The following is a 14722-nucleotide window of genomic DNA, read 5'->3' as shown; positions in this document are numbered from 1 at the left end:
GCGATGCTTTTAATGTTGTCTCTATATGGGGAATGGTGTCTCTCTATTGAGACTCCGCGATCCCCAGTGCAATCATTTTCTTGTAAAGCGTCGACCGCCCCAGTCCCAGCCGCTCAGCCGCCTCGATCACCTTGCCCCCGCATTGCGCGAGGGTGGATTGAATCAACTGCCGGTCAAACCGCTCGCGAGCCTGACTGAAGGTTTCGTTGGTTATTGGCTCTGAGAGAGGCACCAGCGTTCGCTCAACCGGTGCGAACGTGCCAATCGCGGCACGAATGTCATCCGCCGTCAGCATCAAGTCATCACTGAGCAGTGCTGCTCGCTCCAGCACGTTTCGCAACTCGCGGATATTCCCCGGCCACGCGTGCTGTCCCAACAGCTCCAGCGCTTCGCGGTTCAACTCGTGCTGACTGCGCAACTCCTCAAGAATCGCTTCACTGAGCGCCGGCAGATCATCCAGCCGCTCTCGCAGCGGCGGCACCTGAATCGGCAACACGTTGAGGCGGTAGTACAAATCCGCGCGGAACTCGCCGCGCTTGATCGCCGCTTCCAGATCCGTCGAGGTCGCGGCAATCACCCGCACATCGCTCTGGATTACTTCATTGGAACCGACAGGTTCGAATTCCTTTTCCTGCAACACCCGCAGCAATTTGCTTTGCAGCGGCAGTGGCATGTCGCCGATCTCGTCGAGAAACAGCGTCCCGCCCTGAGCGATCTGCAACTTGCCGGTGCGACCCTTGCGGTCGGCGCCGGTGAAAGCGCCCGGCGCGGTGCCGAAGAACTCGGCTTCAAGCAACGCCTCGGGAATCGCCGCGCTATTGATACTGACAAACGCCTTGTGCGCCCGAGGTGAAGCGCCATGGATCGCCTGGGCCAGCAATTCCTTGCCGCTGCCGGTTTCGCCCAGCAACAGAACCGGCGACTCGGCGCTCGCGCTGCGACGGGCACGGCGCTTGACCTCGAGGCTGGCAGCGCTGGTGCCGATGAAGTGGGCGAAGTTGTATTTGGTCTGGCGGGCACGCAGCAGCGAGCGGGTCGAGGCCAGCTCTTCCTGCATGCTCAGGTAGCGCTTGAGCATCGGCGACAGCGTGCGCAGTTCGTCGAACAGGGCAAAACCGATGGCGCCGATCACCGCGCCGGCGTCGTCATGAATCGGCAGGCGCATCACCACCAGCGGTTCTTTCGGGGTGTCCTGCATGTCCAACAGAATTGGCCGCCCGGTGCGCACCACTTCGCGCAGCAGGCTGCCGGGGATCACGCTTTCGCAAGGCTTGCCGATGGCCCCGGCGGCGGAGTCGAGCCCGAAGCGCCGCGCATAGCGCTCGTTCATCCAGACGATGTTCGCGTCGCGGTCGACAATCACCGTGCCTTCACTGGATTGCTCGATGATCTCGAACAACGAACGGATCGCCAGCGTGCGAACCCGTTGGTAATCCTTAAGGCTTTCGGTGGTGTTCATGGCGGCGTCCATTGGCGGAAGTCAGGTGGCGCGATTATGCCTATCCCGGATGCGCCGCCGCCAACAGCTCTTTGGTATAGGGATGCTGCGGTGAGTCGAACACGTCATGGCTGGCGCCGCTTTCGACCACCTTGCCGTCCTTGATCACGATCATGTCGTGGGCCAACGCCCGCACCACGGCCAGATCGTGGCTGATGAACAGATACGTCAGGCCATGTTTTTCCTGAAGCTGGCGGAGCAGGGCGACCACCTGTTTCTGCACGGTGCGATCCAGTGCCGAGGTCGGTTCGTCGAGCAGGATCAGCGCGGGTTTGAGTACCAATGCCCGGGCGATGGCAATGCGCTGACGCTGGCCACCGGAGAACTCATGGGGATAGCGATGACGGCTTTCGGGATCGAGCCCTACTTCCTTGAGCACGCGGATCACCTGGTCGTCGCACTCGTCGGCAGTGGACTGGCAATGCACTTCCAGCCCTTCGCTGATGATCTGCGCCACCGACATGCGCGGGCTGAGGCTCCCGAACGGATCCTGGAACACCACCTGCATCTGCCGGCGCCACGGCCGCATCTGTTTCTGGTCGAGGCCGTCGAGGGCCGTGCCCTGGAAGCGGATGCTGCCCTTGGAGTCGAGCAGCCGTAGAATCGCCTGGCCGAGGGTCGACTTGCCCGAACCGGACTCGCCGACAATGCCCAGCGTCTTGCCGCGCTGGATGTTCAGGCTGATGCCATCCACCGCGCGCAGGTATTGTTTGCGCTGGAACAGCCCGCCGCCGACCGTGAAATCAACCCGCAGGTCATCGACTTCCAGCACGTTCTCGCGTTCGTCCCGGGGCAGTGCTTCGCCTTCCGGTTCAGCGTTGAGCAACACGCAGCTGTAAGGGTGTTTCGGTTCGGTGAACAGGGTTTCGCACGGCGCCTGCTCGACGATTTCCCCGGCCTTCATCACGCACACCCGTTGGGCGATGCTGCGCACCAGATTGAGGTCATGGCTGATCAGCAGCAGCGACATGCCCAGGCGCCGTTGCAGAGACTTGAGCAGCAACAGGATCTTGCGCTGTACGGTCACGTCGAGGGCGGTGGTCGGCTCGTCGGCGATCAGTAATTCAGGTTCGCAGGCCAGGGCCATCGCGATCATTACCCGCTGGCGCTGGCCGCCGGACAGTTGATGCGGATAAGCCTTCAGCCGTTCTTTCGGTTTCTGGATGCCCACCAGTTCGAGCAGTTCGAGGATTCGCGCCTGAGCTTCCTTGCCACCGAGGCCACGGTGCAGCAACAGGGTTTCGCCGATCTGCTTTTCAATCGTGTGCAACGGATTGAGCGAGGTCATCGGCTCCTGGAAAATCATGGCGATGCGGTTACCCCGCAGGTCGCGCAGGGTCTTGGGATCGGCGCCGACCAGTTCCTGCCCACGATAGCGGATGCTGCCGGTGGTCCGGGCATCGCATTCGGGGAGCAGTTGCAGGATCGAGTGGGCCGTCACCGATTTGCCCGAGCCCGATTCGCCGACCAGGGCCAGGCACTCGCCGGGGCGGATGTCCAGGCACAGGTTGCGCACCACGGTCTGGCCATGGAAGGCAACGCTGAGGTCACGGATTTCGATCAGGTTGTCAGTCATATCAAATATCCGTTCATGAGCGCGGGTCAAAGGCATCGCGCAGCGCTTCGCCGATGAATACCAACAGGGAAAGAATCAGCGCCAGGGTGAAAAATGCGGTCAACCCGAGCCACGGCGCTTGCAGGTTCTGCTTGCCCTGACCGATCAGCTCGCCCAGTGACGCGCTGCCGGCGGGCATGCCGAAGCCGAGGAAATCCAGCGCGGTCAGGGTCGAAATCGCCCCGGTCAGAATAAAGGGCAGATAACTGAGGGTTGCGTTCATCGCGTTGGGCAGGATGTGCCGGACAATCACCTTGCGATCGCTCAAGCCCAAGGCCCGGGCAGCCTTGACGTACTCGAGATTACGACCGCGCAGGAACTCGGCGCGTACCACGTCCACCAGCGCCAGCCAGGAGAACAGCGCCATGATCCCCAGCAGCCACCAGAAGTTCGGCTCGACGAATCCCGAAAGAATGATCAGCAGGTAAAGCACCGGCAGTCCTGACCAGACCTCCAGCAATCGCTGGCCGAGCAGATCGACCCAGCCGCCGTAATAGCCCTGCAGGGCGCCGGCCGCGATGCCGATCAGGGCGCTGACGAAGGTCAGCATCAGGGCGAACAGGATCGACACCCGCGCGCCGAAGATCACCCGAGCCAGTACGTCACGCGCCTGATCGTCGGTGCCCAGCCAGTTGACCGAAGTCGGCGGGCTCGGTGCCGGTTTGTTGAGGTCGTAGTTCGGGGTGTCGTCACTGAACGGAATCGGCGGAAACAATAGCCAGCCACCGTCCTTGCGGATCAGCTTCTGCACGTAGTCGCTGCGGTAGTCGGCCTGGAACGGCAGTTGTCCGCCGAACTCCTGTTCGGTGTGGCGCTTGAATACCGGGAAGTACCATTGGCCCTGATAACTGACGACCAATGGCTTGTCGTTGGCTATCAGTTCGCCGCCGAGGCTAAGCAGAAACAGGCCGATAAACAGCCACAGCGACCACCAGCCCCGGCGGTTTTTCTTGAAGCGTTCGAAGCGGCGACGGCCCAGAGGCGAGAGCTTGAACATCAGGCGTTCCTCGCGGCGAAGTCGATGCGCGGGTCGACCAGCGTGTAGCACAGGTCGCCGATCAGTTTTATCAGCAGGCCGAACAGGGTGAAGATGAACAGCGAGCCAAACACCACCGGATAGTCACGGGACACGGCTGCTTCGTAACTCATGCGCCCGAGGCCGTCGAGGGAGAAGATCACTTCGATCAGCAACGAACCGGCAAAGAACACGCTGATGAACGCCTGGGGAATGCCCGACACCACCAGCAGCATCGCGTTGCGGAACACATGCCCGTACAGCACCCGGTTTTCGCTCAGGCCTTTGGCGCGAGCGGTGACCACGTATTGGCGGGTGATTTCATTGAGGAACGAGTTTTTGGTGAGGATGGTCAAGGTGGCGAACCCGCCGATCACCAACGCCGTGACCGGCAACACCAGATGCCAAAAGTAGTCGGCGATCTTGCCCAGTGTCGACAGGGATTCGAAGTTGTCGGACACCAGACCGCGCACCGGAAACCAGTTCAGCGAGGTGCCACCGGCGAACACCACGATCAGGAACATCGCGAACAGGAATGCCGGCATGGCGTAGCCGATGATGATTGCCGTGCTGCTCCAGATATCGAAATGACTGCCGTGGTGCACGGCTTTGCGGATACCCAGCGGGATCGACACCAGATAAGTGATCAGCGTCGCCCACAGGCCGAGGGAAATGGTCACCGGCATTTTCTGCAGGATCAGGTCGGTGACCGTGGCGCCGCGGAAGAAGCTCTTGCCGAAATCCAGCTGCGCGTAGTTCTTGAGCATCAGCCACAGGCGTTCATGGGCGGGTTTGTCGAAGCCGTACTGTTTTTCGATGTCCTTGATCAGCTGCGGATCGAGGCCGCGACTGGCGCGGGACGTGCCGCTCATGGTCTCGCTCGCACCGCCGCCGACACTGGCGCCGCCGATGCCTTGCAGGTGGGCGATGGCCTGTTCGACCGGACCACCCGGCGCGGCCTGGATGATCACAAAATTCACCAGCAGAATGATCACCAGCGTTGGAATGATCAGCAGCAGGCGTCGCAGTATGTAAGCCCACATCAGTGCGGCCCTCCGGGTCTGCCACGGCTGATTTTCTCGGCCGTCATCTGCTGGTTGGTCAGCGGCGTGCTGCTGATTTCCCACCAGCTCTCGATCGCTTCGTCATTGCTCGCCTGCACGGTGGGAATGCCGAAGCGGTTCCACCACACGGTCGACGTGCCCGGCGGGTAATAGTTGGGAATCCAGTAGTAGTTCCATTGCAGCACCCGGTCCAGCGCATGGGCATAACGCAGCATGTCGGCCTGGGTCGAGGCGCGGATCAGGCCGTTGATCAAGGTGTCGACCGCCGGGTTCTTCAGCACCATGTAATTGTTGGCGCCGGGATCGTTGGCCGATGCCGAACCGAAGTAGTTCAACAGTTCGCCGCCGGGGGAGGTGGTGACCGGGTAACCGGTGACGATCATGTCGTAGTCGCGGCTCATCAGGCGATTGACGTACTGCGAGGAGTCGATGCGACGGATGTCGAGGTTGATGCCGATCTGTTTCAGCGTGCGCTTGTAAGGCAGCAGCAGACGGTCCATCCCGTTCTGGCTGACCAGAAAAGTAAAGCTCAACGGCTCGCCGCGGTCGTTGACCAACTGGTCGCCATCGGGTTTCCAGCCGGCCTGTTCCAGTAGCTCCAGCGCTTGCAGTTGTTTGTCGCGAATAATGCCGCTGCCATCGGTCTTCGGTGCTTCGAAGACCTGAGTGAACACTTCGTCGGGAATCTGTCCGCGCAAGGGTTCGAGAATCTTCAGTTCGGCGGCATCCGGCAACTGGCGGGCGGCCAGATCAGTATTGGAAAAGTAACTCTGCTGGCGGATGTACATGTTGCGCATCATCTGCCGGTTGCTCCATTCGAAATCCCAGAGCATGGCCAGTGCCTGACGGACGCGGCGATCCTGGAATATTGGGTTTTGCAGGTTGAACACGAAGCCCTGGGCCGACTGCGGCGCTTCGGTGGCCAGATGAGCCTTTTGCAGACGACCGTCGCTCAGGGCCGGGCTCTCGTAGCCGATGGAGTAGCCGGTGGCGGAGAACTCACGGTTGTAGTCGTAGGCGCCGCCGCGCAGGACCTGGCGGGCGACGTCGGTGTCGCCGAAGTACTCGATGCTGAAGTGATCGAAGTTGTACAGGCCACGGCTGACCGGCAGGTCCTTGCCCCACCAGTCGGGATTGCGTTCAAAGGTGATGCTGCGCCCGGAGTCGACCTTGCCGACCCGATACGGGCCGCTGCCCAGCGGCGGTTCATAGCCGCCACCGCCGGCGAAATCACGGGTCTTCCACCAATGCTCGGGAAATACCGGCAGGGTCGCGATGTCCAGGGGCAGGGTGCGGTTTTCGTTGCTCTTGAAATCGAAACGTACGGTGAGCGGGGCTTCGACTTCGACGCCTTTGACGTCGGCGAACTGGGTGCGATAACGCAGGCTGCCCTGGGTCATCAGCAAATCATAGGTGTAGCGCACGTCTTCGGCGGTAATCGGCTTGCCATCGGCGAAGCGGGCCTTGGGATTGATAAAGAAGCGCAACGACAGGCCGTCATCCGAGCGTTCCATTTTCTGCGCCACGAGGCCGTATACGGTGTAGGGCTCGTCGAGCGAGCGCTGGGCCAACGGGGAATACAGCAGGCCGTCGATCTGGCTGACGCCGATGCCTTTGTCGATGTACGGCAGGACATGGTCGAAGTGGCCGATCTCGATGGCCGAGCGGCGCATCGTCCCGCCCTTGGGCGCCCGGACGTTGGTGTAATCGAAGTGACTGAAACCGGGCGGGTATTTTGCCGGTTCGCCATAGACGGTCATCGCATGCTGCGGTGCGGCGTCCACACCGGTGATCCCGAGCAGCAGGGTCACGGCAGTGAACATCAAAGTCGGGAAAGCCAGTCGCATTGTCAGCCTTAAAGCCGGGTAATCGATAAGCGCAATTTGTACGCGAGCGGCGCGCCGTTCGCCAGCGGTGTGGTGTAACCAAAACAAAACGGCCCGCCATCAGGCGGGCCGTTGCACAGCAGGTCGGGCTGAAATCAGTCCTGGCGGCTGGTGACTTCCAGCAGGTGGTAGCCGAACTGGGTCTTCACCGGGCCTTGCACGACGTTGATCGGTGCGCTGAACACCACGGTGTCGAATTCCTTGACCATCTGGCCAGGACCGAACGAACCCAGGTCGCCGCCCTGACGGCTGGACGGGCAAGTGGAGTTGGCCTTGGCCACTTCGGCGAAATCAGCGCCACCTTCGATCTGGGCCTTGAGTTCGTTGCACTTGGCTTCGCTGGAAACCAGGATGTGGCGGGCAGTGGCTTTAGCCATGGGGAAACTCTCCAATCAAATCAGTAAAAGGGGGAGCCTACCGGATTCAGTGGCCTATTTCTCGCCAAAGTTCCATTCGCTCGTCTGATACCGGCCCCTAGAGATTAGCTGCTTGCAGGCGCAGGGCGTGTTCGATGTAGAGCTCGACGGGATCGTTTTCTGTGGTGCGCTGGCCGATGCCCCGACGCAGGCTGCGCAAATGGTCGAGCGGATAATCGGAGCGGATCACGGTGCCGAGGTGAGAGCTGAAACGGCCGACAAAACCGTCGTTCTGCGCGGGTTCTGTAATGAAATATTCCGACAGGGCCAGGCAGATGCCTTGCACCGGGTCGAGGGACTGCACGGTCAATTCCGGCACAACGCCACTCCACGAATAATAGCGAACGCCATCGACCCGCTCGGCACCCTGGCCACCCCAGGTTTCGGGAAGGCCCTGCGGGTATTTGTCATTGAATTTGCCAACGCCCTCTGTCGTCAGCGCGTTGAGTGCAGCCAGCGCATTGCGAGGCAGTTTTTCTTGCCCGCTGACCAATGACAGAAAGTCGGCAAACAGCGTGGCGACGTTCTGGGCAACGGCCTCCGGCAGTCGTCCGGGGATCAACGCCTTGCGCAGGAAGTCTGCCAGCTCCGAGCCATGGTTGGGGCCGCTGACCGAAGTCACGGACGCGACCTTGTTTGGGGCAAGCGCTGCAGCATATCGAGCAGACAGTGCACCCTGGCTGTGCCCGATCAGGTTGACTTTGGTGGCACCTGTGCCTCTTAGCACACATTCGATTTGCGATAACAGTTGCTCGCCTCGCATTTCGTTGTCATGGACGGCCGACAAGTGCGGCACGAATACCTGTACTCCGGCAGCCTTGAGTGCCTGTTTGACGTCATGGAACAGTTCGAAAGGGCCGATGCGCTCGAATCCGAACAGACCATGCACCAGCAGAACGGGATAAAGAGTCGTTGCATTTCGTTGCATTTTTCGTCCTTGATCGCAGAGATTCATCGAAGTTGTCTGCGTGCCACTCTAAAACAGTCGCTGCACTTGCGATGCCTGAAGAGTCCTCCTAATGCGTTGGAATCTGGATCAGTGTGTGTATGAAATTTCACTTTTGAATGAGGTCCCGTTCTGAATATTTGGAGGGTTCTCGCCTTATCCAGCGTGTTTTTCCTTTTTTTGCCTACCCGCTTCAGTGCAGTTAACCCTGTCCCGCCGGGTGTGGGGCTGACATCGGGTGATCGATGAAGCGCGTTAAATAGAGGCTCTTTCACGCTGCTCTTCGGCAGCGTGTCACTTCCAGGGAATGGAGCAGCTAATGAACATGACGGATGCACAGGCAACAGCTTCGCGGGAGCGAGCCAATGGGATGGATGCTGAAAGAGTCGGGGCGTTCGAGCATTGTCATGCACGCGAGCAGTCTCTATCACTGCCCGTACCCTCAATCGATTCGTTGGAAGGTGCTGTCCTTGATCCCTCACTGAGCCGGGTTGTCGTGCGGATTGCCCCCTATCCGGGTATGGCATGCGGGGACCGGATCGTGTTGAGCTGGCGTGGCCACGATATCGAGGGTCTGCCTTATCACCATGAAATACCGCGATTTATCAGCGAAGCCCAACTGGGAAGGGCGATCGTTCTGGTCGTCCGGGGCGCACACGTGGCAGCGCTGGACGGAGGTTCGCTGGAGATGTTCTGGACATTGACCAGTGCCGCGCGGCCGGAACCAGTGATTTCCTTGCGCAGGCAACTGGATGTCGGAGACGTTCGGTGCAGCCTGCTGCCGGCCACTCTCGAGGATGCCGTTGGGGGCAGCCTCGACCCCGCACGTGTGATCGATGGGACATCGGTCACGCTTCAGCCTTATGCGGGTATGAGTGCTGGCGACCGGGTGCGGTTGATCTGGGAGGGGGCCGTGCAGGGAGCATCACTTCGAGACACGCTGATCGTCGAGTCCTTTGCTGTCGGTCGGCCTCTGGTGCTGGGGATCGCGCCCGAATTCATCACGCCGCATCTCGGCGGGGAGGTGGTGGTCCGATACTGTGTTGAACAGCAGAGCGGCGCGATTCGAGAATCAGGTGAGACTCGAATCAGCATCGCTCCTCTTGAAAGAGGTGTATTGGCGGCGCCCCAGGTACTCGAAGCCGATGACGGAGTGCTCAACGTGGAGGATGCAATCGACGGCGTGAGTGTGCTGATCAGCGATGCACGGGTGGAAGAGGGTGAGCTGGTTTATCTCAAATGCGACGGTGAGTCATTTTTCCACCGCGATGATCGCGAAATAATCAACGGAATGGCGATGCAGCCGTTGGTTTTCATCGTGCCGTATCGATTCTGGCGCGAACATGTGGACACCCTTGTGCAAGTGTCCTATTCGGTCGAGAGGCTTGATGATGTGAGTCAAATGTCCGGTGTGAAACTGCTGCGAGTAAAGGGTTGATGTGTCGACATTGAGCATCGGCTGGCCCTCCGGGTGAATGACACACCGGAGGGCGGCTTGGCTGTCAGGACTGTTGTCGAATGCGTTGCGCGGCATCCAGCAACAAGCGTTCTGTTGCATCGAACCCGAGGCAGCCATCGGTCACCGAAACGCCATAACGAAGCGACTCGCTCAGGGGCTGGCATCCCTCGAACAGGTGCGACTCGAGCATCATGCCGATCAACGAGCGGTTACCTTGCAGTCGCTGCTCCAGCACATCGTTGAACACGCCCGGCTGGCGGAGCGGGTCCTTGCCACTGTTGGCATGGCTACAATCGACCATAATCCGGCTCGGGATCTTCAGGCGGTTCAACTCGGTGTTGATGACGGCAACGCTTTCGCGGTCGTAGTTCGGCCCTTGGTGACCTCCACGCAGCACCAGGTGGGTGTCCGGGTTGCCCGGGGTCTGGATGATTGCCGGGTGGCCCTGGCTGTCTACGCCGAAATGGCGATGGGCATGGGCTGCCGAACGCATTGCGTCAACGGCGACGGTCACACCGCCATCGGTGCCGTTTTTGAAGCCGACCGGCATGCTCAGTCCGCTGGCCATTTCCCGGTGGATCTGTGACTCGGTCGTGCGGGCGCCAATGGCGACCCAGCTCAGCAAGTCATCGAAGTACCCGGCAGCCATGGGCTGCAGCAGTTCGGTGGCAATCGGGAGCCCGAGGCGGATCATTTCCAGCATCAGTTCGCGCGACAGCGTGAGGCCGGCAGCCATATCGTCGCTACCATTCAGATGAGGGTCATAGGCAAGGCCTTTCCAGCCGACGGTGGTGCGAGGTTTTTCGACGTAGGCACGCATCACGAGCAGCATGTCATCACGGACTTCTTCGGCCAGGCGCGAAAGTTTGCTGGCGTATTCAAGCGCGGACTCGGGGTCGTGAATCGAGCAGGGGCCGACGACTACCAGCAAACGCGGGTCATGGCCATCGAGAATCGCGCGGACCGCCTGGCGGTGGGCGACGACTTGCTGGTTCAGCGCACTGCTCAGGGGCAATTGCTGTTTGAGTTGCAGCGAACTCGGCAGACGCAGGGTCAATGCTTCGTTGGCAGGGTTAAGGGTGGGCAGTGGCAGAGCAGAAACGGACGAGTTCATATTCGGTCTTCCTGGGCGGACGGCGGGTGCTTCCCGCTCACTCGGCCCTACTGGGGTGTTCGACAATTGGCCGGATTGGCTACGTGTGTTGGCTTGCCACCTATGGGTGACCGATCGGAGGCGGCAGGCTGTCCCGAGCGGAGGCTGGTAAATCGCCAGGCGGTAAAACTGTCGTAACGGTAATAAGTGGCGTAGTTCATTGGTTGAATCCTCAAAGTGTCTGGTGTGTTGCTGAAAAAATTAGGGCCTGAAAAAACAAAACCCCCGGTCGGGAGGCCGACCGGGGGTTGAGAAATCTCTGGTAGGCGACCCGTTCAAATGGGCGCCGGTTGGGTATCAGGCGCGCCAGTGGCTAAACCAATACCCAAAATAAAAGCTTGCAGGAGCAGCGCAGACGCCATTCGCCCGGGCAGCCGCAACCGAACGCGAGGCGCTGGCAGTACGAAGCTGTGAAAGGGCGTTGAACATGAACTGTCTCCAAAGAATGCGCCGAGCTTACTAGAGGCTGCTGCGCGTCAGCAATCAGAAAATGCTATTGAACGCGTAAGAGGGCCTCTATGGGTTGAGCGCCTGCAAAGGTGTGACACACTCTGCTTTCTGAACTTGCGCTCAAGGAAGGTGCATGAACTTGACTAAGATCGAGGCAGGAATGAGTTTTGAGTTGCGCCAGGCAACGTCCGCCGACCTGTCGTTTGTACGAGAGCTGACTTGCCGAAACATGCTCCGCTACTACATTCACTATGACTTGCTGTGGCAGGACGAGGCGTTTGATGTCGCTTGGGCTGGCCGCGAAAGCTGGTTGATCCTTCGTGATGGCGAATTGACGGGGTATTTCAGTCTGAGTCGAGATGCGCGGGCTGTGTACATCCGAGAATTGCAGATCGTCGAAAGCGCTCAAGGCCAGGGCGCGGGATCCTGGGCGATCGATCAGGTTGTTGCGATGGCTCGGCGTGAGAGTCGCCCGGCCTTGCGCCTGACAGTGTTCAAAAATAATCCGGCGCAAAACCTGTATCGAAGAAAAGGAATGATTGTGCAGGGCGAGGACGAGTGTTTCCTGCGAATGCAGCTCGATTTCAGTACACCTGTGCTCTGAAACCCACGGCTGGCAAGCTCTCGATGAAAAGTTGAAACTTTTTATATGTTGCTTGCCGCTAGGTCTGCCCGGCACTTTTTGCTAAGGTGTCCGGCATCCCAATAAGACCATATCGCGAGGTGTCTGCTTGATTAGGGTGCTAGTGGTCGACGACCATGATCTCGTTCGTACAGGCATTACACGGATGCTGGCCGATATCGATGGCCTGCAGGTGGTAGGCCAGGCCGAGTCCGGGGAAGAATCCCTCATCAAGGCTCGTGAGTTGAAGCCCGACGTGGTGCTGATGGACGTCAAGATGCCAGGCATCGGCGGTCTCGAAGCCACGCGCAAACTGTTGCGAAGTCATCCCGACATCAAAGTGGTCGCGGTCACTGTGTGCGAGGAAGATCCGTTTCCCACACGGTTGTTGCAGGCCGGTGCGGCGGGGTATCTGACCAAGGGCGCCGGATTGCCGGAAATGGTTCAGGCCATTCGCCTGGTATTTGCCGGCCAGCGCTACATCAGCCCGCAAATTGCCCAGCAACTGGCAATCAAATCCTTTCAGCCGACCAACGATTCACCGTTCGATGCGTTGTCTGAACGGGAAATCCAGATTGCGCTGATGATTGTCGGCTGTCAGAAGGTTCAGATCATTTCCGACAAATTGTGCCTTTCGCCGAAAACCGTTAACACCTACCGCTACCGCATTTTCGAGAAGCTCTCGATCAGCAGCGATGTCGAACTGACGCTGTTGGCGGTTCGACACGGCATGGTTGATGCCAGCCTCTGACCATGACTGAAGCATTCGATTCGGGCGCCTTTCTTTCGACCGTCAGTGGGCGCCCCGGCGTGTACCGCATGTTCGACAGCGATGCGCGTCTGCTGTACGTCGGCAAGGCGAAGAACCTCAAGAAACGTCTGGCCAGTTACTTTCGCAAGACAGGCCTGGCGCCGAAAACCGCGGCACTGGTCGGGCGTATCGCCCAGGTCGAAACCACCATCACGTCCAACGAAACAGAGGCGTTGCTGCTTGAGCAAACCCTGATCAAGGAGTGGCGGCCGCCGTACAACATCCTGCTGCGCGACGATAAATCCTATCCCTATGTCTTTTTGTCTGACGGGCAATTCCCGCGCCTGAGCATTCATCGCGGGGCTAAAAAGGCCAAGGGCAAGTATTTCGGTCCCTATCCGAGTGCCGGGGCGATTCGCGAAAGTCTCAGTCTTCTGCAGAAAACGTTCTTCGTGCGTCAGTGCGAGGACAGCTACTACAAGAACCGGACCCGGCCGTGCCTGCAATATCAGATCAAGCGTTGCAAGGCGCCCTGCGTCGGATTGGTCGAGCCTGAGGTTTACGCCGAGGACGTGCGTCACTCGGTGATGTTCCTCGAAGGGCGCAGTCATGCGTTGACCAATGAGCTGTCGACGGCGATGGAAGAGGCAGCAATCAACCTCGAATTCGAACGCGCCGCCGAACTGCGCGACCAGATTGCCTTGCTGCGTCGGGTGCAGGATCAACAGAGCATGGAGGGCGGTACCGGCGACATCGATGTGATCGCTGCGTTCGTCAATCCGGGCGGTGCCTGTGTCCACCTGATCAGCGTGCGGGGAGGGCGGGTGCTTGGCAGCAAGAACTTCTTCCCACAAGTCGGGATTGAAGAAGAAGTGGCCGAGGTCATGGCCGCTTTCCTCGGGCAATACTTCATCAGCAGCCCTGAACGCGATTTGCCGAGCGAACTGATCGTCAACGTCGTGCACGAAGACTTCCCTGCGCTGATCGAGGCCATTCAGGCGCTGCGCGGACGTGAGCTGACTATCAGCCATCGGGTACGCGGCACACGGGCGCGCTGGCAGCAACTGGCTGTGACCAATGCCGAACAGGCGCTGGGCGCCCGGCTGGCCAACCGTCAGCACGTTGCCGCGCGTTTCGAGGCATTGGCAGAAGTGTTGAACCTCGACGAGCCGCCGCAACGGCTGGAGTGCTATGACATCAGCCACTCCAGCGGTGAAGCCACGGTGGCCTCCTGCGTGGTGTTCGGCCCGGAGGGGGCGATCAAATCGGATTACCGTCGGTACAACATAGAAGGCGTGACCGCCGGCGACGATTATGCCGCCATGCATCAGGCCCTGACCCGACGCTTCAGCAAGTTGAAGGAAGGCGAGGGCAAATTGCCGGACATCCTGTTGGTGGACGGCGGCAAGGGGCAGCTGTCGATGGCGCGTGATGTGCTCAACGAGCTGGCTGTCCCGGATCTGATCTTGCTGGGGGTCGCCAAGGGTGCCACGCGCAAGGCGGGATTCGAGACTTTGTATCTGAATGATGCGGCGCACGAGTTCACCTTGCGGGGTGATTCGCCGGCGCTGCATCTGATCCAGCAGATTCGTGACGAAGCCCATCGCTTTGCAATCACTGGCCACCGCGCACGCCGCGGCAAGACCCGCCGCACGTCAACGCTCGAAGGCGTAGCAGGCGTCGGGCCAACCCGGCGTCGGGACTTGTTGAAACATTTTGGTGGATTGCAGGAGCTGTCTCGTGCAAGCATCGAAGAGATCGCCAAAGCACCGGGGATCAGCAAAAAGCTAGCAGAGTCGATTTATGCAAACCTGCATAGTGAGTAGAATGCCCATTCACCTCGTAGC

General features: G+C 59.8%; 12 protein-coding genes. 4 read left to right on the top strand and 8 right to left on the bottom strand.

The annotated features are described in order from the left end of the window. Nucleotides 1–43: 43 nt before the first annotated feature. The 7 genes from C1X29_RS19085 to C1X29_RS19055 all read right to left on the bottom strand — a co-directional run bounded on the left by C1X29_RS19085 (nucleotide 44) and on the right by C1X29_RS19055 (nucleotide 8422). Nucleotides 44–1459: a sigma-54-dependent Fis family transcriptional regulator gene (locus C1X29_RS19085; RefSeq protein WP_102686081.1), complete on the bottom strand. Its 1416-nt coding sequence runs from the start codon at nucleotides 1457–1459 to the stop codon at nucleotides 44–46. A 40-nt stretch (nucleotides 1460–1499) separates the two neighbouring features. Continuing rightward, nucleotides 1500–3074, bottom strand: a complete 1575-nt coding sequence (locus tag C1X29_RS19080; RefSeq protein WP_007952057.1) for an ABC transporter ATP-binding protein — start codon at nucleotides 3072–3074, stop codon at nucleotides 1500–1502. 13 nt (nucleotides 3075–3087) lie between these two features. Beyond that, entirely contained in the window at nucleotides 3088–4110 is a 1023-nt protein-coding gene (locus C1X29_RS19075; protein WP_007952058.1) for an ABC transporter permease, read from the bottom strand. Then, nucleotides 4110–5171 (bottom strand): microcin C ABC transporter permease YejB, encoded by a 1062-nt coding sequence (locus tag C1X29_RS19070; protein WP_085683859.1) that lies wholly within the window; start codon nucleotides 5169–5171, stop codon nucleotides 4110–4112. Before C1X29_RS19070 ends, C1X29_RS19075 begins: the two co-directional genes overlap by 1 nt. Continuing rightward, nucleotides 5171–7039, bottom strand: coding sequence for an extracellular solute-binding protein (locus tag C1X29_RS19065; RefSeq protein WP_102718108.1), 1869 nt, complete (start codon nucleotides 7037–7039; stop codon nucleotides 5171–5173). The genes C1X29_RS19070 and C1X29_RS19065 overlap by 1 nt, the downstream gene beginning before the upstream one ends. A gap of 134 nt (nucleotides 7040–7173) precedes the next feature. Beyond that, nucleotides 7174–7455, bottom strand: a complete 282-nt coding sequence (locus C1X29_RS19060) for a peptidylprolyl isomerase (protein WP_007952068.1) — start codon at nucleotides 7453–7455, stop codon at nucleotides 7174–7176. Nucleotides 7456–7552: 97 nt separating this feature from the next. Continuing rightward, nucleotides 7553–8422, bottom strand: a complete 870-nt coding sequence (locus C1X29_RS19055; protein ID WP_102686085.1) for a triacylglycerol lipase — start codon at nucleotides 8420–8422, stop codon at nucleotides 7553–7555. A gap of 337 nt (nucleotides 8423–8759) precedes the next feature. Between C1X29_RS19055 and C1X29_RS19050 the strand changes: the two genes are divergently transcribed. Then, complete coding sequence (locus C1X29_RS19050) at nucleotides 8760–9878, top strand: hypothetical protein (protein ID WP_102718107.1); 1119 nt, start codon at nucleotides 8760–8762, stop codon at nucleotides 9876–9878. 64 nt (nucleotides 9879–9942) lie between these two features. Here the strand turns inward: C1X29_RS19050 and C1X29_RS19045 are convergent, their stop codons facing one another. Further along, nucleotides 9943–11013 (bottom strand): 3-deoxy-7-phosphoheptulonate synthase, encoded by a 1071-nt coding sequence (locus C1X29_RS19045; RefSeq protein WP_102718106.1) that lies wholly within the window; start codon nucleotides 11011–11013, stop codon nucleotides 9943–9945. A gap of 649 nt (nucleotides 11014–11662) precedes the next feature. On the opposite strand from C1X29_RS19045, the gene C1X29_RS19040 reads away from it, so the two are divergent. From C1X29_RS19040 to uvrC, 3 genes are all read left to right on the top strand, one after another. Further along, the gene (locus C1X29_RS19040) at nucleotides 11663–12106 is read left to right on the top strand and encodes an N-acetyltransferase (protein ID WP_102686091.1); all 444 of its coding nucleotides are present in this window, start codon (nucleotides 11663–11665) and stop codon (nucleotides 12104–12106) included. A 127-nt stretch (nucleotides 12107–12233) separates the two neighbouring features. After that, complete coding sequence (gene uvrY / locus C1X29_RS19035) at nucleotides 12234–12875, top strand: UvrY/SirA/GacA family response regulator transcription factor (RefSeq protein WP_032829778.1); 642 nt, start codon at nucleotides 12234–12236, stop codon at nucleotides 12873–12875. Nucleotides 12876–12877: 2 nt separating this feature from the next. Next, complete coding sequence (uvrC, locus tag C1X29_RS19030) at nucleotides 12878–14701, top strand: excinuclease ABC subunit UvrC (protein ID WP_085745521.1); 1824 nt, start codon at nucleotides 12878–12880, stop codon at nucleotides 14699–14701. Nucleotides 14702–14722 lie beyond the last annotated feature (21 nt).

Origin of the sequence: Pseudomonas sp. GW456-12-10-14-LB2 (assembly GCF_002884345.1) — a bacterium.
Taxonomy (GTDB): domain Bacteria; phylum Pseudomonadota; class Gammaproteobacteria; order Pseudomonadales; family Pseudomonadaceae; genus Aquipseudomonas; species Aquipseudomonas paraglycinae.
This window is presented reverse-complemented; position numbering and strand designations above follow the sequence as displayed.

What these genes read in the sequence shown, in the direction of transcription:
- C1X29_RS19085 (WP_102686081.1), bottom strand. Translation starts at nt 1,459, where the DNA reads ATGAACACCACCGAAAGCCTTAAGGATTACCAACGGGTTCGCACGCTG.
- C1X29_RS19080 (WP_007952057.1), bottom strand. Translation starts at nt 3,074, where the DNA reads ATGACTGACAACCTGATCGAAATCCGTGACCTCAGCGTTGCCTTCCAT.
- C1X29_RS19075 (WP_007952058.1), bottom strand. Translation starts at nt 4,110, where the DNA reads ATGTTCAAGCTCTCGCCTCTGGGCCGTCGCCGCTTCGAACGCTTCAAG.
- C1X29_RS19070 (WP_085683859.1), bottom strand. Translation starts at nt 5,171, where the DNA reads ATGTGGGCTTACATACTGCGACGCCTGCTGCTGATCATTCCAACGCTG.
- C1X29_RS19065 (WP_102718108.1), bottom strand. Translation starts at nt 7,039, where the DNA reads ATGCGACTGGCTTTCCCGACTTTGATGTTCACTGCCGTGACCCTGCTG.
- C1X29_RS19060 (WP_007952068.1), bottom strand. Translation starts at nt 7,455, where the DNA reads ATGGCTAAAGCCACTGCCCGCCACATCCTGGTTTCCAGCGAAGCCAAG.
- C1X29_RS19055 (WP_102686085.1), bottom strand. Translation starts at nt 8,422, where the DNA reads ATGCAACGAAATGCAACGACTCTTTATCCCGTTCTGCTGGTGCATGGT.
- C1X29_RS19050 (WP_102718107.1), top strand. Translation starts at nt 8,760, where the DNA reads ATGAACATGACGGATGCACAGGCAACAGCTTCGCGGGAGCGAGCCAAT.
- C1X29_RS19045 (WP_102718106.1), bottom strand. Translation starts at nt 11,013, where the DNA reads ATGAACTCGTCCGTTTCTGCTCTGCCACTGCCCACCCTTAACCCTGCC.
- C1X29_RS19040 (WP_102686091.1), top strand. Translation starts at nt 11,663, where the DNA reads ATGAGTTTTGAGTTGCGCCAGGCAACGTCCGCCGACCTGTCGTTTGTA.
- uvrC (WP_085745521.1), top strand. Translation starts at nt 12,878, where the DNA reads ATGACTGAAGCATTCGATTCGGGCGCCTTTCTTTCGACCGTCAGTGGG.